The following is a 21347-nucleotide window of genomic DNA, read 5'->3' as shown; positions in this document are numbered from 1 at the left end:
GATGGTTTTTGATTTTTCACTTATTCAAAGCCTAAGAGATAAAACGAAATATTTCTAACATAGCGATCAATTTTTTCGCATTAATTTAATTCTAAGCAGATAAATTAATAGGGGTGGGATACATCCTCCTTCCCCTCTCAAAAAAGTTGTACTGTGAAAGTAATTTTCCAATTGCAGCGCGAGAAAAACACAACATGAAAGATACAAGTACTTTCCATTCAGGCTTCTGTAATTCTCTCCAATAAAAAAGGGCCTTGAAGGCCCTTTTTGTAAAACTAAAGATTACGCAAAGCTTGTTTTAGTCAACGCTTCTTCTGATTCCATTTCCCCGCGATGATCTTTCGCAATCATTTCATAGAGTAGCGGTAATACAACGAGCGTAAAGAAGGTACCAATCAACATCCCCGCAACAAGAATAATACCGATACTATTGCGCGCCTCAGCACCCGCACCTGTTACGAGTACTAGTGGGAAATGACCTAATACAGTAGCACCGGTAGTCATCAAGATTGGACGTAATCGAGTCGAAGCTGCGCCCTTAACTGCGTCAATCTTTGACTTGCCTTCAAGTTGCAACTGGTTAGCAAACTCAACGATCAAAATACCATTTTTTGCAATTAAGCCGATCAACGTAATCAAACCTATCTGGCTATAAATGTTAATCGTTGTTAATGATAAAAATGGCAGTATTAACGCGCCAGCTAATGCTAATGGTGCACAGCCAAGTAATACAACCAGCGGATCTCTAAAGCTATTAAATTGAATTGTCAGTAAGAAATAAACCACAATCATCGAAACAAGCAATACCGTCACCATCGTATTACCTTCTTTTCTCAATTGACGAGACTCACCTGCATAATCAATTGAATACGTCGCTGGCAGTTCAGCCGACGCAATCGACTCAATCGTTGCCAAGCCTTGTTCTTTGGTTATATGCGGTAAAATACCCGCTAAGATTCTAAACGAGCTTTGTTGATTAAATGACCCCAACACTCTTGGCTTAGTCAATGTTTTCAGCTCAGCAAATGCCGACACTGGAATGAGTTCACCTGAATCGGTGCGAACCTTCATGTCCATCACATTCTCTGGATTGAATCGTTCGTCATTGCCGACTGTAGGAATCACGCGATACGCTTTTCCATCTTTATTGAAGTAATTAACAAAGTTATTCGACACGAGAATACTAAGCTGTTCGTTCACCGAGGCTAAACTTAGCCCTAAATCCGCCACTAACTCGCGGTTAATCAATAATTCTGCTTGAGGTAAGTCTATTTTCAAATCGGTATTGACGAATAAGAAGTTACCACTTGCCGTCGCTTGCTCAATAATTTTATCAGCATACTGCTTCATTGTTTCAGGGTCATCAGACGCTCGAATCACAACTTCAACATCAAACTGACCAGCGGTTGGCAAAGATGCAGGTAAAATAGGGAACAAGCTTAAGCCCGTCACAGAACCAAGACGACCATATAAGTCGAATAATAAATCATGAACTGAGTTTTCACGCTCTTCATATGGCGCCAATTCCACACCACCAAAACCTGCGGCTGCCGTGATAATTTGCCACGTAAACTTACCACCTTCAGTAGCATTCAGGACACGAGCCGTATCATTCATTTTACTTGAGGTATAGCTTTGCGACGACTCTGGCGGAGCTTCGACAACGACCTGAATACTGCTTTGGTCTTCAATCGGGGCAAGCTCTTTTTGCGACATTAAATAAAATGGCACCGATAACAAAGATAAGACAATCGCGACGAATAATATCTGAGGACGCCAGTTAAAATACGTATCTAATAACTTGAAATAAATTTGCTGAATTTTATCAAAGTACTGGTTAACCCTGCGAGTAAGCTTACCTTCTTTACCACCTTCAGGATTCACATAAGCACTCATGATTGGTGACAAAGTTACCGCTACAACACCTGAAATAAGTACGGCAATCGCCAACGTAAACGCGAATTCTCTAAATAGAAACCCCGTCAGGCCAGTTAAAAAGCCAATCGGTGCATATACGGCCGCCAATGTCAGTGTCATAGCGATTACCGGCACCAATAATTGACGTGAACTGATCAATGCCGCTTGCAATCTTGGTTTGCCTTCACGCATATGCCGAGCTACGTTTTCAACGACAACAATGGCATCATCGACAACTAAGCCAACGGATAGAACAATCGCTAAAATTGTTAATAAATTCAGCGAAAAGCCCATCAACGAAATAACCGCAATCGCACCTAATATTGAGATTGGAATAGTCACTAATGGCACTAAAGCCGTTCTAAAAGAACCCATCATCGCCAACACCACGATACCAACAAGAATCACGGTTTCAGCGAGCGTCGAGAAGATTTCTTTAATTGAGTCACGCATGTACAACGTACCATCGTAACCGATGGTAATTTGCATACCATTAGGTAGTACTTGGTTGAGCTGATCTAGTTTTTCATACAGCGCATCACCAATGTTAATTTCGTTAGCACCAGGTAACGCCCATACCGCTAAAAATACTGTGTCCTGATAATCTAATCGCGCTGTAACCATCCCTTCAGCTTCACCAATTTCAATATCGGCTACGGCTTCCAAATAAAGCTGGCTTCCGTCGACTTCTTTAATCACTAATTTATTGAAGTCTTCGACACTTTTTAAGCTTGTGTTTGCAAGTAAATCAATTCGCTGGCGAGCATTTTCACTGTAACCTAATGTCGCGATGGTATTATTCGCTTGTAACGCGCTAAAAACATCACTTGCGCTAACATCGTATACCGCTAATTTGTCTGAATCTAACCAGATACGCATTGCTGGGTTACGACCGCCTTCTAGTGTTACCTTTTGAACACCTTCAATATCTGACATTTGAGGAACAACATCGCGAATCAAATAATCACTCACTTCACTGCGTGGCAACTCACCAGATTCAACATTCAGATAAAACACTGCGTAGGGGCTATCAGCTCTAACAATCTCAATCGAAGGATCTTCTGCTCCGGTCGGTAGTTCAAACTTAATTTGGTCAAGCTTCGTCGTTAGTTCGGCTAAAGCATCCGACGTGTTGTGATTTAGATCTAACCAAGCAGTCACTTTACTCGATCCTGCTGTCGTTGCAGAATCGACATAATCAACACCTGGAACCGTTGAAGCCACACGCTCAATAGGTTCAGTCACGTAGCCTTTAACGACATCTGCTGAAGCCCCAGTATAAACCGTATTAATAACAAGAGAGGCACTTTCTATTTTGGGGTATTGCTGAACAGAGATACTTTTCGACGCACTAACACCGGCAAGTATTATTAAAATTGACAACACAATTGCCAATACTGGTCTATTAACGAATATATCCATAACCGACGGTTTATTTTCATGTAGAGAGCTCATTACTTACCTCCAATTGCCGCCGTTAACTCAGGCTCTTGGGTGTAAACAAGAATGTTCTCTCTTAATTTAAATGCACCTTCACTCGCAATCAGTTCACTACCTGTTAACCCCGACAATACCACCTGCATATCCTGAACTTTATCGCCAAGTTCTACTTTAACTGGCTTTGCGCGCCAGTTACCTGCTTCGTCTTTAACTAACTGATATACAAATTCGCCAAAATGACTACGGGTAACAGCATTTGTTGGCACCATCACAACACGGCGTTGCTCGGTAGGGACAACAACATTAACAATTTGGTTATGAATAAAACGCTGTTCACTGTTATCCAGTAGCGCTCGATAGGTTTGTTGGCGAGAATTAGCATCTAGTGATGCATGCTTAGCGATAACACGCGCAGTACGAATAACTTCAGCTGTGTTTGAAGAAGATAATGTTACTTGAACTTCATCGCCCACAGAAAGTTGAGTCAATGTTTGAGGTATAGAGAAATCAACCCAAATCTCATCACCAATACCAATCAGCTGAGCTATCTGGCTATTTGCATCAAGCAGCTGACCAACTTGGTATTGCGACAAATCAATACGACCTGCAAATGGTGCTTTAATCACTTTTTTTGCGATGATCACCTGTAAGTTATCAATTTCGGCTTGAGCTACCGCAACTTCAGCTTCAGCGCGATCGACTTCGTCTTGACTAATGCGGTTTTGATCGACGAGTTTTTTGAATCGCTGTAGCGTTTTACTCGCTAACGTTAAACGCGCTTTGGCAGCAGCAAGATTTGCTTGCTCAACGCTTGAATCAATCTTTAATAGTACTTGATCTTGATCGACAACATCACCGGGTTTAAAGCCCACAAGGGTAATTGCCCCCGGATACTCGTTACTAATCGTCAATGTTTTTGTTGCCTTTACCTGACCAATGACTTTCGTCGTTTTAGTATATTCTGATGTTTGGGCATACGTACTGACTACAGACGCCGAAGGCTCTGGGAAAGACTCCGCAAATGCGATCGCAGCTTGAATTTGACCAAATTTAATAAAACCTAGTCCTAAGATCACAACGAGCAAGATAAATACGGCACTAAGCCATCTCGTAATATTCATTTGATACTCCCGACGCTACTATCGTAGGTCTAATTTTGTTAGTTCCGCTTGAATACGAACTAATGATTCGTCGTCAATCGGTTGTTGCCAGGGATAACTGTTTAATAAGCGAATTAGGCTGCGGATGATCGGGTGATCGACCTCTAAGGCTTCATTCACTGTAGCTGTCCCTTCAACAATTTCTTTTGTTTGTTTGACGCGGCGAACCATTTCGTAACCAACAGCCATCGACCAGCTGCTGATCAAAATATCTTCAATAACTTGGCTTAAATTAGGCACTTCTTTAAGTTCACCAGCAGCAATACCTTCCGTCATACTGATTTTGAACGTCTGCTCACAACTTTCACTCGCCTTTAAAATTTTGTCTGTCCACATTGGCGAGGCTCTGCGAATCACTGCTTCATTGGTTGAATATGACTGCAGTTCATAATCAAATTCAAAACGTTGCATTTTTTTCGGTGCGATTAAACTAATTGCGACAATTTTTTCGGGTGCCGACAAAGGTAAGTTCAATACGGTCGTAAAAATAGACGACGCATACTCAAAAGATTGGCAGGCTAATGCCAACACCATGTCTTCTTTGCTTTGCACAAACTTGTAAACAGATCCCATTGATAAACCCGCTAAACGCGCTACTTTCGCCATCGTGAAATCAGTAATAGATGATTCACTGATAGATTCCGCAGCGGCATTCAATATCAATTCTTGCTGTTTTTCTGCGCTATGCTTAGGTGCAGGAGCCATAAACCCTCCAAATATTGCTATGAAATAATGCTTTTGATTATCATTCGAATACCATTCGAATGCGGTTATTCTATCCTTTTAAAACATCATGTCAATGATTGATTAACAAAAGTAACTATAGCGAAACGGCTTAAGAACTCAGTTTCAGTACTACTAAATTCCCTGAAATTTGCTGGAGAGTAGAGTTAAGAAGTTGAATAACTGATAAAAGAATTTATTTTGTGAAGGGATTAGAAATACTGACTTCGTCTAAAATGAACATAGGTTGATTAAGTAAAATGTAAAGAAAATAAAAAAGGTGGATACCTAGAGCACTAGGTAACCACCTTTTGAGTCTGAAAATCATTTATTGGCGTCTTGTGTACTTCATCACACCAAATAATGCGATAAGCGATATCAGCACGGCGTTGAACGATCCACCACTTTCGTAGCTAATGCTTTCATAGTGTTCTTCGTAATACTGATCATAATCAACACTTTCAAGTGGTAAAGCATAAAGCTCGTTGTCATCATTACCACTTAATGTAGCAACAACATCTGGATAACCCACCTCATATAAATCAATTAATACGTCATAATGATCTGTTACGTAACCATCTAGCAATGTTGTCACAACCTCATACTCATCGTCAGTGCTTTCACCGTAAATCAAGAAACTATCTGTCGTGAAATAATGGATCCAAGGGCCACCATTTCGGCTGAGATACATTTCGGCGTATACTTCGCCCACATCATGGTTGCCATCACTTAAAACATCGGCATCAAACATCACTGAAAATGTCCGGTGGAAGCCATCAAAATCGATATCTTCTTCAAGAAAGCTCTGTGCGTCAAAAATACTAAAACTATGGTGATAACTTGCAGGCTCATAACCTTGAGTTGCAGCTTTACGCTTGAATAACAATGATTTGTCGGCACTAAGCTGCTCTCTTGTTTTGCCTTGCACTACATTAATGTTTTGTTGTTTCGCTTGTGTCAATCGCGCTTGCTTCACGTCGTCTGTTAAATCACGTTTTAAACCACCTATTGCAATGGCAAAAGTTTTTTCATCTTGTTTTTGTTCCGCTGCAGTAGCAAAGGGTGTCAATACAACACAAGCAAGTAATGCTGTGTGGAATAAAGAACTTAACATTGCTTCCATAAAAAGAGATTTTGATGTTTGTGAATCTTTCATAGTGGTCTTCCTATTGCCGTTTTGTTGGCTTCATTAAAAACCACGCAAACTGAACGCAAGCTGAACGAATAAAATAATTTTTAAATAATTTTTTGTTCAGCTTGCGTTCAGCTTTTAGCGTTTACATTGACCACGAATAATCATTTATTTACCCAACTCAATAATTTAAACTGATTAGCGTTACCTTGTTGGAGTTTACTATTCATCATGAAATATTTAATACCGTTAGCATTTATTTTGAGCTTATTTGTCAGCACGGAGATCCATGCTGCAAGTAAACCTGCAGTTAAGAATGCTAATCAAGCGGCACAAATTGTTAAGTCTCGCTACGGTGGTAAAGTTCTGAAAGTGAATAGCAGCAAAGGAAAAGGTAGTAAGGTCTATAAGGTTAAGTTAATCAAGAAAAATGGAAAAGTCGTAAACGTCTCCGTTTTTGCTGATACGGGTCGGGTAAAAGAGCATTAAGGATAGCAAGCGATGCGCTTATTACTGATAGAAGATGACCCTCAATTACAAAACAACCTAACCGCCAAACTTATTCAAGAAAAGTATTCTGTCGATGTAGCAAGTGATGGTGAAGACGGCTTGTTTCAGGCATCTGAGCATGCTTATGACGCAGCAATTGTTGATGTAGGTCTCCCAAAACTTGACGGCATTAGTGTCATAAAAGCCATTAGATCGCAGGGGATTACTTTTCCTATTCTCGTACTCACCGCACGAGATCATTGGCAGGATAAAGTGAATGGCTTAGAAGCAGGTGCCGATGACTATGTAACTAAACCATTTCACCCTGAAGAATTAGTAGCAAGACTCAATGCGTTAATCAGACGCTCAGCTGGCAAAGCAAGTCCAGTAATCGAAAACGGGCCGCTTGTCCTAAATACGTCGACACAGCAAGTTCACATGAATGGCAAGCTGATTAATTTGAGTGGATCCGAATATAAGCTTATCGAGTATTTCATGCATCATATCGATGAGGTGATGTCCAAGACGACGCTAACTGAACATATTTATGATCAAGACTTTGATTTAGACTCAAATGTTATCGAAGTGTTTATTCGACGACTGCGCAAAAAGCTCGATCCTGACAATGCTCATAAGATTATTGAAACGCTTCGCGGCCAGGGGTATCGACTCAGAAGCCATGAAACCTAATTCAATTCGTACGCGCCTGATTGCTAGCGCTTTATTAATTATTATCGTGACATTACCGATTATCGGTTTTGCATTAAATCAGGCGTTCGAAAGCAAGTTGAAAAATGCCCTTCAACAAGAACTAAGCGCTTATGTTTACAGTATTTTGGCAGTGGCAGATGTTGAAAACCAACAACTTTTTATGCCAGATCAACTTCTTGAAAATCAGTTTAACGTAAGCCAGTCAGGCCTCTATGCATTAATTTCCCAAAGTAATGCCTCTGGTGAAGATAAAACCTTATGGCAAAGTGAGTCGTTATTGACAATGCAACCACCTAAAACATTAATGCATCCAGAATTAGGTGGGTTCGCTTTTTACAATACCAGCATAGATAACCAAGCCCATGCTATATATAGTTTTAGCGTTAGCTTTGTTGATCAATATTCAGAGTTTCCTTTTACTGTCCACATTGTTAAAGACTTATCAAACTTTGCTGCTGTAAATGACGAATTTCAGCAAGAGCTTTGGTTATGGCTAGCGGCATTAATGGCGTTCTTCATGTTAGTCCAAGGCGTATGGTTATATTGGTCCCTTAAACCATTAAATACATTGAAAAATGAATTAAACGCTATCGAAAACGGTACAGCCATCAGTATTGAATCTACTTACCCACAAGAACTCGAACAAGCTACCCAACAGCTCAATACACTGCTGGAGACAGAGCAATCTCAGCGAACACGTTACCGAAACTCATTATCTGACTTGGCCCACAGCCTAAAGGCGCCGTTAGCGGTAATTCAAAGCCAGCCAGATCTGAGCAACAGTTCAAGAGAACAGCTTCAAACGTTGCATCAGATGATCGAACATCAATTAAAAAGAGCACAAGTTGCAGGTGAGTCGTCCTGGCATTTAGGGGTCACCATTAAGCCAATTGCAGAGAAGCTCACTAATACAATGGGTAAATTGCACCCTGACACTTCAATAGCACTCAAGTTAAATGTGAGTGCACAAGCAACGTTTAAAGGAGATGAGGTAGACCTAATGGAAATCTTAGGCAACCTTCTCGACAATGCTTGTAAAGCAGCCAAGTCAACGGTCGTATTTTCGATAACGGCGACGCAATCAGAAACGGTATTTTGCGTAGAAGATGATGGGCTTGGGGTGTCTGAGGAATTAAAGCACACGATTTTATCTCGCGGAACACGTGCCGATACCTATGAAAAAGGTCACGGTATAGGGTTGGCGATAGTTCGAGACCTAGTCTCAAGCTACCAAGGCAATATACACATTACTAACTCAAGCTCATTAAGTGGCGCGAGTTTTTCCGTTTCCTTCTCACATTAAACAATTAATTTACAAAATAACATTTTCGTTCAGCTTACGTTCAGCTTGACTGCTTTAAGCTGAACCTATCTTTTTGGAAAAAGGATAGAACAATGAAAAAGTTAGTTTTTGGTTTCTTTATCCCAGCACTACTTATCGTAGTGTTTATGGGTCTGCCAGCCTTAGCAGAAAATGTGAGTCATTCGGAATTAAGTCATGCCGAAACCAAAGCATTTGAGCAAGGTGAAATTGCACAAGTGTTAGCACCAATAGCACTTTATCCCGACAGTTTACTGACTCATATTCTGATCGCATCAACTTACCCAATTGAGGTGATTGAAGCACACCGATGGGCGACTAAAAACCCTGAAATAACAGGTGAAGACGCTGAAAAACAGGTAGAAGCTTTTGAGTGGGACCCGAGTGTCGTTGCATTAATTTCCTTTCCAAGTGTACTTGAGAAGATGAGTACAGAGCTTGGGTGGACCCAACAACTCGGCGATGCGTTTTTACAAGATGAAGAGCGTGTTTTAGCGACTATTCAAACACTCAGGGAGCAAGCTCAACATGCGGGTAACCTTGAGAAAATGGAAAACGTAAAGGTCATCAAAGAAAAAGAAACAATCATCATTGAGCCGGCGAAAAAAGAAGTGGTATACGTACCATACTACGACACTCGCGTAGTTTACGGGGGATGGCATTGGGCGCACCACCCGCCTGTGTACTGGCATTACCCGCACCATCATGTTGTACACCACCATCATAGCCCATTTCACTGGCATACCGGTGTGCACATTAGTTTCAACTTCTTTTTCAGTAGTTTTCATTGGAGCAATCGTCATGTTGTAGTGCACCACCATCACCGTAAGCCGTATTACCACAAGCGTCATTATGGCTATAAAAGAAGTGTTTCGCACAGCGGTTATGCAAATAGTAAACGTTGGCACCATAACCCCGTTCATCGTCGTGGTGCAGCTTATAAAAGCTCAACTATTTCACGAAAGTATCATAGCAATAGACCAAGCAAGAGCTACACAAAGACGGTACGCGTAAGTGAAAAACAATTTGGTAAACACCCAAATAAGGTGAAAACAACAACGATAACGCGTCATCAAAAGCTCAATAAAAAGATGACAACGACAAAAGTAACGAAAACAAAAAGCACGCATTACAAAAACAGTAAACCGTATAGCACCAAGTCAACAAAGCAAAAGGTAACGACGCATGCAAATAAAACCAAGACATATAGGTCAGAAAAATACCAACACAAACCGGTGAAAAACGTGCATCAAAAGCAAGTTAAATCAGTAAAACAAAGTACAAAGACATCAAAGCACTACCAAAGTAAACCAAGTAGTAGTGTCAAAAAAAGTAAGCAGTACAGTAGTAAACAAACCAAACAACGTGCGTCTAAAAATTCGCATAGAAGTAAAGTGAACGTAAAACATCGCAGCTCAAAAGGGGGGAGCAGCCGTCACCATTAATCAAACCATCAATAAAAAAGCGGCATTGGTGACGGCCGCTTTCATTGTGTCGAATAACGAAAAGATTAACCAAATAAAAAAGGCTCCATTAGGAGCCTTTTTTAAATAAGTGTTGGCACACAATAAAGCCGTTAACAAAAACAAACATAAGCTATTGATTTTATTACAAGGTTATTATTCATAAAATTAAAAAAGTTGTTAACTTCTCAGCACATCAAGCATTCTCACAACTAAAGCTTTAACAATAAAGTTGTTAACAACAATCAGACTACAAAAAGCTACTTCCTTTTTAAGTAAGAAAGAACTTTTCGTAAACCTGCTTCACTACAACAAAGATTAACAGGAGAATCTCCAAGAGCTTTGTTTTTTGAGTTCATCCAGTGTTGCATAAACTCAACATCGCCACCGCCAACTGCAAACAGTTTTTGATACACCATTATAAATAACTTCATTCTAATTTCAGAGGATAGATCAACATCAACTTTATTAGTGATGGAGTAACTCCATTCCTCTGTGACATCCAAAATGTCTCTTGCTTTTTTAAAGGCTATTTTTAATGTTTCTAATTCTCTGTTTTCAGCCATTACATCACCTTTATGAAAGCTCTTGTGTCGGTAACTAATAACGTTATACCTATACAAACCTTAACTATCATATAGCAAATACTATTTAATTATGCTCTAAATCTACACTAATACTCATAGACTTAGCCCTGCTTACTACATCTTGTAGATTCCACCCAAAAACCGCCACCTTTCCAAAGCAAACCAGCCATGTTTCCGACCATAATTTGCCACTTATCCAATACCAGTTTGCCACTACAGGGCATCATTCAGAGAGAGAAAACCAATTTTCGCTAACTTAACCTAAAAGGGGGCGAAAACACTTAGTGTATCTTTTTTCGCAAAGCTGCACCGACAGCCTGCTTCTGAGTACGTACCCAACCTTTCTCCCAGTAGGTTTGGTTTTTTTTCATCATGTCGATTAGCCCATCAAATATTCGGTCTTTGGCTTCCTTTGATGCAGATGAACCTATTGGAGAGTTGTTATTTAGGTTATGAGTTGAGGAAAATGCCCATATATGTTGGCGCATGTCGAACTTTCTAGTGTCAGCGGACTTTTGCTGGTTTCCACAAAACCTAAGAAAATCACATAGGGAGGTGTTGGTTTCTTCGCAAACATGAACGATCCCTTCCAAATCATGAATACCACAGAAGTGAATATTTTCAGCAGGGAGCATGTTATTAATCGTTTCAACGAGATTTTGGCGGTGCTCAGGGATCAAATATTCTAATAAATCGCGACAATCACCAATATAGTAATCTTGGTGAGTAACAATCAGAGCAAAACGATTGTCATACTTATTTGACATACTATCGTTTATCGATGTTAAATGCTGAATACATTGGGAAACCTGCTCCACACCCTTTAAGTGTATATCACGAATTTGATCTCTTAATATACGTGGGTTATCTGTTACTAGTACTCGACTTTTGGGCTCTGCTCCTTTGGCATCGATTAATAACATATCGTCCTCTTCAGTAACCAAAAAGTCGACTACTTTACCCGTTATTTCACTCTCTTTATAAATAGCTTCGATGTCACTTTCTGACAAAAACTCATGCTCAAATTCAAGTAATAATTGCTCTAAGTACCTTTCAAAGGAAGAAGTGAACTTGTCTTTGAATCTATTTGGGTCTGCTTGTTTTAATACTCTTAAAATAAACTCTGAAATACCAATACTAAGTACCGTCGAGTGTGGTGTTGTTATTCCATCAGGTATGACGATAACCGGTTTACAAATTAAAAAGGGTTCATCAAAATATTCATCTCGCCTTATTGTTCTCGTGACTGGGCGGTGCTTTTTAATTAATGTTTCAATTTCATAAATATTACCTCCAACTAGCTTAAGCAATGCTTTCAATTCGTCAAAGCTAAAATATGGACACATATACTCCACAAGTTCTTGGTACTTGATCACTACAGAGTTATTCCAGGTAAAGATTAAGTGAAGCAACGCGGAAAACAATAAAAACCGCTCAAATTCGACCCCTGTAATTTTTTCAAAGTCATCTTTTGGTGCAGAGCTTGCTGTTGGTTGCATCAACATGGAATAAAAGCGAAATAAAAAAAACAAATGCTGTATAGGGTGAATTTGAAATCTTAATTGCGGAATAACCATTTTTCTCAAAACGATGCGGTAGTTTGAATGATTTGCGATGTCAGAGGCATCAGATTGAATATTCCAAATATCTTCCATTATTTGGTGTGCTTGCTTATCAGAAGCGAACTTGGCATTGGTGTGCGGTACTAACTCTAGTGCCCATTCTAATGCTAAAAGTGCGGTCCAAGGTCTGCGCTCTGCGACATTCTGGCCTTCAGGTTGATGGTGCAAATATCGAAGAAAATAGCTAACTAGTGATTCTTGAGTATAAGATTTGATATTTTCACGAACTTGATTGGCTTTTATTTCAAATGACATAGGCAGCTTTAATTATTGAATTTAAAGGAGATAAATAAACTAACCAATGTGGTAAGTCCCTAATTGTTATTTACTAAGTTAAAAGGCTAAATAATAGTCGACACTGAACAAATTAATATAATACAGCCCTTTCTTAGATTACTGACAAAAACCACATGGAAGCGAGCCGCGCTGATACAATTGTTTTTATTTCAAAATATTCAAGCGATGATATTGCAAGTACTGTTGCTGCTTAGCATTAAAACGGCCGTAATTTCCTACTGAAATTAGCCACTCTTTTTTCACGCTATCAGGTAGTTTGTCACTAACAATTAACTCCCCATTGCCCTTAAAGCTAATGAAACATCTGTCAAATAACCTATCCACATGGGGAGATAAAAGTAATCCATTATTACCATCTAATCTTTCCTTATTTGTTGCAGCTCTCCATGGTTTAATATGGCTGGCAATCAAGAAACCTGTTTCTTTAATCTGAGTTAAACGGCACATACTCTACATATTGAATGCCTCAAAGAAATGGACAATGCCAATTCAGAGCTGGAATCTGACATTGTCACAACTCGCCATTCACTTCGAAGACCGATTGGATGACGCGCTAGATATGTAGCAATTTAGGCTGACACAGAATTCTGAACGCCCTCTTATAAGATAAATTTGACGCTGACCTTACAAAATATTTACTTCCAATATCACTTAATTCGCCACTCTTTTTCATCTCCTTTATTATAGCTTCAGCTTCAGGTATCAAACTCATGTGCTTTTTATGCAAATAAGTATATTGCTCATAAGAGGTGATTGGATCTTCATGGAGCTTAATTAGTGACCGTAATTCAGGGTGTTGATTAATTAAGCTTTTAGCAACAGACTCAAAAATAACAGCATGTTGTATCCTACCTCTTGCTACCAACTCTATAGCTTGTATGTTTGACGAAACGGGGTGCCTGTTTTTCTCTAAAATATTACGTTTAATCCTTTTTGAACCTAGTAAAAATGCCACTTTTTTGTATTAACGTATTTCCAATTGACTTGCTCTATTTCTACATTAGCTTTTGTAATGAGTGAAATGCGAGTCTCAACTACTGCTTCATCTATCTTTCTGTAATTTGATACGTTGTCATCTGAAATGGACAATATATTACCAACACGACATAGATCGCCATCAAGTTTACCACTGTTGACCATTTTAAATACTCTACGCCCAGGTAACTCAAGTACTTCAACTTGAAATCCAAGCTTTTCAAAAACTCGACTCTGAACCTCAAAAAGGTACTGGCTTAAAGGGGGTTTAGTATGAGTTGCAAATGTTATCTTTGATTGGGCATAGCAACTACCAACGAATATGTTACTTACCATATAAAAAATAAAAATTAGTCTGAGTACCTTAAAGCCAAATAACCCATTCTTATTTGAGAAATATGGATAACACATCATTTGGCCTATGCCCCCTGATAAATCAAACTTATCATGTGTAAATGTAATTATTGTTCTTCAATAATTTAGTACAACACCCAATATTGTTCCAATACTAAGTATAGGCGTGGTTCTACCTTCAGTTCTATCTTGTAGTTGTTCCAAAAAATGATTAAGGAAGAGCATCCGTTATCTTGATTTTATTAGTTGTGTGACTCACTAGCCAAACGACTGAAAGTGGCACTTTTGCGAAGTTCGGTTGAGAGCGATCTACGAACATTAGACTTAAGCTGATAATTGTCTAGGTTTTTGTTGTCGATTCATTACTATCTACTCTGTTGACATACCAGCAGCAAATAATATTGACTTTACATTATCCAAACAAAAGTCATATTTTTTCCAACTGCCAACAGCTTTGTTATTAATAGGGCTTCTTACTTGAACCGCGCTGGCTGTCGCTACAGGGGATGTGTTCTTATGAATATCGACTAAACAATCTTGCCAGGTTAACCCACAAAAATGGATCAATTTTTTGGCCTCTTCAGCAGGTGAATTCACCAGCTTTTCATAGTTGACCAGGTAAAAATTGTCCGGATACTTTTCCTGCCAAAAAGCGATGAGCCGTTTAAATAGCAGATAGTATCGGGCGCTTGTTGCCAGGTCATATGAGTAGTTATAGTAAGAGAAATTTACGGCGAATAGCTGTCTGAAATTGCTGACTACAGTATCCAGCGGGTTTCTGTCTAAACAGACTATTTTGGCCTGGGGAAAGGCCGACAGAATAAAACCTGTATATAGAAAATTAAGCGGCATTTTATCTACGAACCTTGGGGTTGCTCCTGTTAGGACCCGGGTGCTTTCGATATATTTTTGTCCCAGCGCCTCGAAGTCGATATTGCAGGCTGCACCTATAGTCTCAGCATCGATGACATAAGGCGATGAAGTCGCTGAAAATTCCTTTAACAACAAGCCGAAGTTCTGCAACTCGCCGGCGCTGGTCACATCAGGATGTTTGGAAATTATCCGTTCCACCAGAGTGGTGCCTGTTCTTGGCATGCCAACGACAAATATCGCTTCCCTTGAATCATTGCTGGCTTGGGTAACCTTAGGTTTATCATTAAAAACAGACATTAAGCGCTGAAAAATCCTTTCATCGTCTTCAATGGTGTAATTTAACTGTTTTCGTTTAGCCGTTTTAGCTTGGCTCAAATACCGGTAAGCCTGCTGATAATCTTCGCGGGCCTCATATATCCTTGCCAGTGCATGCCCAATGTACAGCCGATCATCCGCAGACATTTCCTCGTGCGCCATGCCAAGCATTTTTTCCTGAATGTGAGAAGCAACCTCCTTTCCCCCCAGGCTGGCAAGTGAGGAATAGGCTTTATAATAGTCAGGTGCAAGCGCTATGGTTTTCTCAAAGGCCGCTTTGGCGCCCTCAAAATCACCGGTGAACTTTAAAGATGTTGCCAGGTTAAAATGGAACTGGGCATTGTCCGGAGCCATTGCCACCGAGGGTTTAAAGCTTTTTGTCGCTAAATGGTGCAAACCTGATTTACTATAGGCTACTCCAAGGGTATCTAAATCAAGCGCGCTTAAGTTAGCCAATGATTCTGCTTTTTTACAGCTTTCCTTTGCCTTTAAATGGTCATTGGTCAAAGCATAGTGTTTTGCAAGCTGGGCAATATATTCGGCGCGGTTAGGCTCAATAACAATAGCTTGTTCTATAAGCTGTATCGCTTTTTTATAATTGCCATGCTCACTGGCAATTATCGCTAAGAGAAAGTAACCATCAGCGACATATTTATTCACATGTAATAGGTTAATAAGGCACTGGTGAGCCTGCTTATATTCCTTTTCTTCAATAAGCTTTTGAGCTTTTATTACCTGCTCGTGAATATTCATTTCGGTTACTCTCTTCAATTAAAAAAGGTATTACCCCTTATCCCTCAACATTGGGGTAATACCTGAATAAAATGACTTTATTCCTATAAGTCAAACATATACTCGAATCGCACCCCTATTTTTCTCGGCGTAATCAGATAATGTCCATAATTTCTTTGTAACGCGGGGTCGTTGGAATTCATTTCGGAAAACCTGGCTAGGCCAATATCCCCTCGATCTCGACGTGCTGAGCTAAACGCGTATTTATCGAACAGGTTATCTACATAGAATGTGACAGACCAGTTGTCTTCAGAGAGTTGAGCCGAAAGATTGCTTAAGGCATATCCAGGTAATTTTTCACCATCGGCTTTTAAGCCAAGTTTCGTATAGACATCACTTTGATAAGTCATGCCGTAATTGATGTCTAATGCCTTGTTGAATAATTCGGTACTGTATTTCAAGCCCAGTGATACTTGCTGCTCAGGTGAACCCGGTAAGCGGTCGCCTGAAGCACCGTCATAGAAATTTTGCAATTGAGAACCTTGCTCGTCAAAGACACCAAATAGATACGACGCATCCGCGGTTAATTCCGCTTTGGTGTAGGCGTATGTGGCAAAACCGGTTAAGTTGTCACTTAGCATTGCTCTAGTTGATATTTCGATACCCGAAGCTTCCGCAGTAGCGGCATTGGATGTGATAGGTTGCTGTCCGTTTTCGGTTGCCCCTCCCACTTGCGCGTTATCCCATTCAACAAAAAACAATGCCGAATTAAAATGTAATTTGTTTTTAAACCAAGAGCTCTTAAAACCAAGTTCATAGTTGGTGGTAGTATCCGCTTGATAGGTGGCTTCATGTGGCAAAGCACAAACAATTTGGTTGTTCAGCTCGTCGACATTATCCGGACATTCGGCAACACCATTGGAACCACCAATTCTAAACCCTTCACTAATGGTTAAATAGGTAAGGACATCATCACTAAATTGATAGCTGACATTAAATTTCAATAAGTTACCATCATCTTCTGCACCAATGTCTTTAAAGTCCAAGTTAACTTCGCTGGCTGAATAATCACCAAATAAAGTGTAATAAAGCGGTAAGTCAATAGCAGAGCTGGATGCAACTTCATACTCGTAGTATCTGCCGCCCAAGGTTAAGGATAGCTGGTCCGTTGCCTGATAACTTATTTCACCAAAAATAGCTTGCTCGGTGATTTCTGAGTCAACGATAGAAATGTATTCCAAATCATCCGGGCGAAGTTGATTTCCGCCCCAGTTGTCGACCGCAAACTGGTCAAATCCAGGGGTAAATTCTCGACTGTCTTCGGTTGTTTTAAAGTTATTATAATAGCCACCTACTATCCAGCTTAATTCAGAGTCTGATGTGGAAACCAACCGGATTTCCTGAGTGAAAACTTCTGAATGGTCTTCTTCACGGGTAAACGATGAAAAGGCAGGGAATTCTTCATAACTATAATCTAAGCGAATCAACAAATCGGTTTGGTCACGCTGCCCGGTTGCTTCAAATTCAGAGAACCCAGTCGCAGAGGTTAACTCGGCAAAGCCTAAATCGGCTGTGATTTCCAGACTAATGAGTGAATCTTCTTTTTCTCTAGGCTCGACATAACGATAGCCAGATTCATATCGACCTATATGCTCAGATAAGGGATTGCTGTCACTTAAGCTGTCATAATGCACGATAGAACGGCCGCCGATTTCCTGTTTCTGGTAAAAATAAGAAAGGGTAGCGTCCAGATAATCTGTCGGTGTCCAGCGCAACATTAAGCGAGCCGTTGACGTTTCCTCACTGTTAACATCTTTTTGCTTTTTTAAGTTATTTTGCACGTCTGATGGATTAGTCCAATCGGGATCAGGTAAAGATACGCCTCCTTCACGAACGAGATAACCATAATCAACATAACCAGGTCTATCCAGGTAGTTATAGGCAAAACGTATACCAAATTCGTCGTCGATCAATGGCGTGTTAAAAACAACACCCGCTTCACCACCAGTGTCGTTGCTTTGAGCTAAATTAAAAATGTCGCCATAGAATGAGCCAGAGGTCTCATCAAGGACGGGTTTGTTAGGCAAATAACGAATGGCACCACCTAGTGTGCCAGCACCGTACAAGGTACCTTGCGGCCCAATCAAAACTTCAACGCGTTCAACATCAATAAGTTTCATGTCAACAAATAAAGGTATTTCACCGACATAAGTGGCAACGGTACCGCCATCGGAGTCTGGACCTGAAGAGTTGGTATTTAAGCCTCGAACTATAATGGTTGAACCTGAGCGACCACCTTGATCCGGAACAGAAAGGCCTGGAACCCATCGCGCCACATCGGACAATTGGCTAATGTTTTGATCTTTCATCACATCACCGTCAAGGGCAGTAATATTAACCGGGGTTTCCTGCACGCTTGATGCACGCCGTGACGCGGTAACAGCAATACGTTCAATCCCTTCCGCAGACTCTTCCTGTGCAATCGTATGTGTAGATACGGATAAGGCACCTGATAATGCGACGTAAATGGCTGATTTTTTAAAATATTGCCTGTTGTTAATAATCATATATTCGTTCCCCTCAAGTTCAACTTATAGTGTTTTAATAGGTATAGTTGCCAGTTGTTATATCTTGGCTAGATATTATTTTAGTAAATAACGACGCCGATACTCAGCAGAGCAATAACGAGTACGGTTAACGCCACTAATAAAGGTGCGATGAATTTAAGCCAGGTAATATAAGAAACACGACCCAATGCTAGTCCACCCATCACTATCGCGGAAGTGGGGGTAACTAAATTTGGTAGTCCTGACGCAGCCTGATAAGCGGTGACAACTAACTCTCTCGGTACATTGACAAAATCCGCCAATGGCGCAAGCACCGGCATAGACAGCACAGCTAGGCCAGAAGAAGATGGGATCAGCAAAGATAAAAAGGCTTCAACCGCGTATATGGCATTGATAAAAGCAATTGGTGATAAATCACTTAATGACTGTTCAAAATAAAATAAGAAAGTATGGGTAATATTGCCTTCATCCATGATGACAACGAGGCCCCGTGCCAAAGCAATAATAAAGGCAACCCCTAACAATTCTTTTGCGCCATTGATAAAACTTTGGCAAATGACCTCCTCTTTCATTCTGGCAATTAAGCCAACCAAAATGGTCGCGCCTAGAAACAAGGCTGATATTTCGGCCATCCACCAACCTGAAGTAGAAACCCCCCAGACCATAACGATAAAGGTGACACAAAGGACAACTAAAACAAGCTTTTGATTCAAGGTTAAAGCGCTGTCACTAACAGAATGCTGAGCATGTAAAAAATAGTTTTCATTTTCTTCCTTGTGTGCAAATACCAGCGAAGATTGCGGTGACTTTTTGATCTTGCTGGCATAACGCATGACATAAGCGGCGCAAAGTAACCAGCCAGCAACAAGGAGCAGGATCCTCAGGGTTAAGCCCTCGGTAAAGCTTACCTGGGCAGCATTTGAGGCAATAATGGTTGCAAACGGATTTATGGTAGAGCCTAAAGCGCCTATGCCAGCCCCTATCATTACCACGGCAACACCTGTGATAGTGTCGTAACCTGCGGCGATCATGACAGGAATAATCAGGGTGTAAAATGGCAGTGTTTCTTCAGCCATGCCAAAAGTGGTACCCCCTAGAGCGAATAAGCCCATTAAGGTTGGGATCATCCATATTTCTTTTCCCTTTAATTTAAGGGTTATATGAAAAATACCACTCTCAATGGCTTTGGTTTTGTTCACAACGCCAAAGAAACCACCAATAATAAGTACAAATAAAGCAACGTCAATTGCGCGCGCCTGACTGGTTTTAGGGTCATAGAAACCCTTAACTGGCGCTAATAAAATATCTACGATCCCTTGTGGGTTACTCTGCGTTGGCTGATAAGTCCCCGCAATAGGCACTAGAGAATCTATTGCCTCATGTTTTTCAAGTTGATATTGACCCGCTGGCACGAGCCAAGTCAGGACTGCCATTAAAATGGTGAGTAAAACCAAAATGGTATAAACCGATGGGAACTTCATTTTAAACATACTGTTTCAGGCCTTTCATATGGTCATTCACTATATTAGCTAACCAGGTTAACAATCTCAGCTGGCGTTTTACCTTCTAGCCCCATTTTGCTCAGTGTTCTTCCGCTCTTGAAATAGTTATCATCATTTAAGGCACTGGTTAGGTGAAGCACAGAATTGATGATTGGTACGTCTACTCCTGACAGTTTAGCCAATTGTGCGCATGGCACTAATAAATAAGGCGCATCTTCAGTAATATAACGGCTTTTGGCTGAATCCGGGGCTGAATTCACGTTTCCATGAGTTTCTGATGTTTTATTGAGTTCATAAACACTTGTGGCCGACATGCCATACAGTTCATTCATTGCGTCTAACTCTGTCTTTAAATTTAAATTTAAAGCGCGGCCTACGGCTAATCGTTCTTCGTCTAGCTTTTCGCATGCTTTTGCCGTTGCTGTAGAGCAGCAATCGGTATAATAGTTAAATTCACCGGGAAAGTTTTCAAGTAAGCCGATATTTAGCAAGGTCATTAGTGGATGACCACCAAAGTTGATGTTTTCCATGCCAGCCGCGATAACATTTTCTAATGGAGTCAATTGCAGAGGGAAAATGGGCTGAAGCTTTTCAATTAATTCTGCCGTGCGAGAAGCTGGCAAAGCAGCAACAGGCAAAAAAGACTTCATGCCAAAAATGGCTATTTCAGCATTTCCGGTAATTCGCGTTGCCCAAGGAATTGATATGGCGTCGACAAAGGAAATATCTAATGAAGCATACCCTTCATTATTTTTGATTTGTGTCAGTTCCAGCGAACCATAATTACCCGGCATCAACACGATGGTTTGCCCTGAAGAAAGGAAAGGTAGCATTTCCCTAAACAAAGGGGCTTGGGCAAACGATGGTACTGGTAGAACTAAAACCGAAGAAAATTCAACGGCTTCTTTGATATTGGTGGTGGCAAGATGAATATGTTCAAAGCCACAATAATCAAGTTTGGCGCCACGGTATTCATTTAATGACTGTATCCCACCTTCAGCAGAAATAGCATGTATCTGTTCATCAAACCCTTTGGAGCCGTAGAGTGCCACTTGAGCACCTTGATGAGTAAAATGGTAAGCAGCAGTCAGCCCGGCATTACCGGCACCAAATACAGATACCCTTGTCTTATCTAAGCTGTTAGTACTTTTTTTGTCGGTCACGCTT

16 protein-coding genes are annotated in these 21347 nt (G+C 40.5%); 4 read left to right on the top strand and 12 right to left on the bottom strand.

What is annotated here, in order from left to right:
* Nucleotides 1–282: 282 nt before the first annotated feature.
* From QQK05_RS11800 to QQK05_RS11785, 4 genes are all read right to left on the bottom strand, one after another.
* Nucleotides 283–3372, bottom strand: a complete 3090-nt coding sequence (locus QQK05_RS11800; protein ID WP_284298826.1) for an efflux RND transporter permease subunit — start codon at nt 3370–3372, stop codon at nt 283–285.
* A complete protein-coding gene (locus QQK05_RS11795; RefSeq protein ID WP_284298824.1) occupies nt 3372–4478 on the bottom strand; it encodes an efflux RND transporter periplasmic adaptor subunit in 1107 nt (368 codons plus the stop codon). The genes QQK05_RS11800 and QQK05_RS11795 overlap by 1 nt, the downstream gene beginning before the upstream one ends.
* Nucleotides 4479–4496: 18 nt before the next feature.
* Complete coding sequence (locus QQK05_RS11790) at nt 4497–5222, bottom strand: TetR/AcrR family transcriptional regulator (protein WP_284298822.1); 726 nt, start codon at nt 5220–5222, stop codon at nt 4497–4499.
* Between the two features lie 346 nt (nt 5223–5568).
* Nucleotides 5569–6396 (bottom strand): choice-of-anchor H family protein, encoded by an 828-nt coding sequence (locus QQK05_RS11785; RefSeq protein WP_284298820.1) that lies wholly within the window; start codon nt 6394–6396, stop codon nt 5569–5571.
* Between the two features lie 207 nt (nt 6397–6603).
* On the opposite strand from QQK05_RS11785, the gene QQK05_RS11780 reads away from it, so the two are divergent.
* From QQK05_RS11780 to QQK05_RS11765, 4 genes are all read left to right on the top strand, one after another.
* Complete coding sequence (locus tag QQK05_RS11780) at nt 6604–6861, top strand: PepSY domain-containing protein (protein WP_284298818.1); 258 nt, start codon at nt 6604–6606, stop codon at nt 6859–6861.
* Between the two features lie 12 nt (nt 6862–6873).
* Nucleotides 6874–7551 (top strand): response regulator transcription factor, encoded by a 678-nt coding sequence (locus QQK05_RS11775; protein WP_284298816.1) that lies wholly within the window; start codon nt 6874–6876, stop codon nt 7549–7551.
* Entirely contained in the window at nt 7541–8875 is a 1335-nt protein-coding gene (locus tag QQK05_RS11770) for an ATP-binding protein (protein ID WP_284298814.1), read from the top strand. Before QQK05_RS11775 ends, QQK05_RS11770 begins: the two co-directional genes overlap by 11 nt.
* A 92-nt stretch (nt 8876–8967) precedes the next feature.
* Nucleotides 8968–10338: a DUF3300 domain-containing protein gene (locus QQK05_RS11765; RefSeq protein WP_284298812.1), complete on the top strand. Its 1371-nt coding sequence runs from the start codon at nt 8968–8970 to the stop codon at nt 10336–10338.
* 278 nt (nt 10339–10616) lie between these two features.
* Here the strand turns inward: QQK05_RS11765 and QQK05_RS11760 are convergent, their stop codons facing one another.
* The 8 genes from QQK05_RS11760 to QQK05_RS11725 all read right to left on the bottom strand — a co-directional run bounded on the left by QQK05_RS11760 (nt 10617) and on the right by QQK05_RS11725 (nt 21343).
* Nucleotides 10617–10922: an MbcA/ParS/Xre antitoxin family protein gene (locus tag QQK05_RS11760; protein WP_284298810.1), complete on the bottom strand. Its 306-nt coding sequence runs from the start codon at nt 10920–10922 to the stop codon at nt 10617–10619.
* A 302-nt stretch (nt 10923–11224) separates the two neighbouring features.
* On the bottom strand, nt 11225–12820 hold the full coding sequence (gene gapS1, locus QQK05_RS11755; protein ID WP_284298809.1) for a GapS1 family protein: 1596 nt from the start codon (nt 12818–12820) through the stop codon (nt 11225–11227).
* 186 nt (nt 12821–13006) lie between these two features.
* The gene (locus QQK05_RS11750; RefSeq protein ID WP_284298807.1) at nt 13007–13309 is read right to left on the bottom strand and encodes an HNH endonuclease signature motif containing protein; all 303 of its coding nucleotides are present in this window, start codon (nt 13307–13309) and stop codon (nt 13007–13009) included.
* Nucleotides 13310–13801: 492 nt separating this feature from the next.
* On the bottom strand, nt 13802–14002 hold the full coding sequence (locus tag QQK05_RS11745) for a hypothetical protein (protein WP_284298805.1): 201 nt from the start codon (nt 14000–14002) through the stop codon (nt 13802–13804).
* Between the two features lie 558 nt (nt 14003–14560).
* On the bottom strand, nt 14561–16132 hold the full coding sequence (locus QQK05_RS11740) for a tetratricopeptide repeat-containing sulfotransferase family protein (RefSeq protein ID WP_284298803.1): 1572 nt from the start codon (nt 16130–16132) through the stop codon (nt 14561–14563).
* 83 nt (nt 16133–16215) lie between these two features.
* The gene (locus tag QQK05_RS11735; protein WP_284298801.1) at nt 16216–18678 is read right to left on the bottom strand and encodes a TonB-dependent receptor; all 2463 of its coding nucleotides are present in this window, start codon (nt 18676–18678) and stop codon (nt 16216–16218) included.
* Between the two features lie 80 nt (nt 18679–18758).
* On the bottom strand, nt 18759–20168 hold the full coding sequence (locus QQK05_RS11730) for a YfcC family protein (protein WP_284298799.1): 1410 nt from the start codon (nt 20166–20168) through the stop codon (nt 18759–18761).
* A gap of 35 nt (nt 20169–20203) precedes the next feature.
* Nucleotides 20204–21343: an NAD/NADP-dependent octopine/nopaline dehydrogenase family protein gene (locus QQK05_RS11725; protein ID WP_284298797.1), complete on the bottom strand. Its 1140-nt coding sequence runs from the start codon at nt 21341–21343 to the stop codon at nt 20204–20206.
* Nucleotides 21344–21347: the final 4 nt, after the last annotated feature.

Source organism: Thalassotalea loyana (assembly GCF_030161435.1).
GTDB lineage: Bacteria > Pseudomonadota > Gammaproteobacteria > Enterobacterales > Alteromonadaceae > Thalassotalea_G > Thalassotalea_G loyana.
The sequence above is the reverse complement of the archived record's forward strand: the minus strand, read 5'-3'. Positions and strand labels throughout refer to the sequence as shown.

Bases quoted from the DNA above. Each gene is read 5' to 3' on its own strand.
- QQK05_RS11800 (WP_284298826.1), bottom strand. From the start codon at position 3,372: ATGAGCTCTCTACATGAAAATAAACCGTCGGTTATGGATATATTCGTT.
- QQK05_RS11795 (WP_284298824.1), bottom strand. From the start codon at position 4,478: ATGAATATTACGAGATGGCTTAGTGCCGTATTTATCTTGCTCGTTGTG.
- QQK05_RS11790 (WP_284298822.1), bottom strand. From the start codon at position 5,222: ATGGCTCCTGCACCTAAGCATAGCGCAGAAAAACAGCAAGAATTGATA.
- QQK05_RS11785 (WP_284298820.1), bottom strand. From the start codon at position 6,396: ATGAAAGATTCACAAACATCAAAATCTCTTTTTATGGAAGCAATGTTA.
- QQK05_RS11780 (WP_284298818.1), top strand. From the start codon at position 6,604: ATGAAATATTTAATACCGTTAGCATTTATTTTGAGCTTATTTGTCAGC.
- QQK05_RS11775 (WP_284298816.1), top strand. From the start codon at position 6,874: ATGCGCTTATTACTGATAGAAGATGACCCTCAATTACAAAACAACCTA.
- QQK05_RS11770 (WP_284298814.1), top strand. From the start codon at position 7,541: ATGAAACCTAATTCAATTCGTACGCGCCTGATTGCTAGCGCTTTATTA.
- QQK05_RS11765 (WP_284298812.1), top strand. From the start codon at position 8,968: ATGAAAAAGTTAGTTTTTGGTTTCTTTATCCCAGCACTACTTATCGTA.
- QQK05_RS11760 (WP_284298810.1), bottom strand. From the start codon at position 10,922: ATGGCTGAAAACAGAGAATTAGAAACATTAAAAATAGCCTTTAAAAAA.
- gapS1 (WP_284298809.1), bottom strand. From the start codon at position 12,820: ATGTCATTTGAAATAAAAGCCAATCAAGTTCGTGAAAATATCAAATCT.
- QQK05_RS11750 (WP_284298807.1), bottom strand. From the start codon at position 13,309: ATGTGCCGTTTAACTCAGATTAAAGAAACAGGTTTCTTGATTGCCAGC.
- QQK05_RS11745 (WP_284298805.1), bottom strand. From the start codon at position 14,002: ATGGTCAACAGTGGTAAACTTGATGGCGATCTATGTCGTGTTGGTAAT.
- QQK05_RS11740 (WP_284298803.1), bottom strand. From the start codon at position 16,132: ATGAATATTCACGAGCAGGTAATAAAAGCTCAAAAGCTTATTGAAGAA.
- QQK05_RS11735 (WP_284298801.1), bottom strand. From the start codon at position 18,678: ATGATTATTAACAACAGGCAATATTTTAAAAAATCAGCCATTTACGTC.
- QQK05_RS11730 (WP_284298799.1), bottom strand. From the start codon at position 20,168: ATGTTTAAAATGAAGTTCCCATCGGTTTATACCATTTTGGTTTTACTC.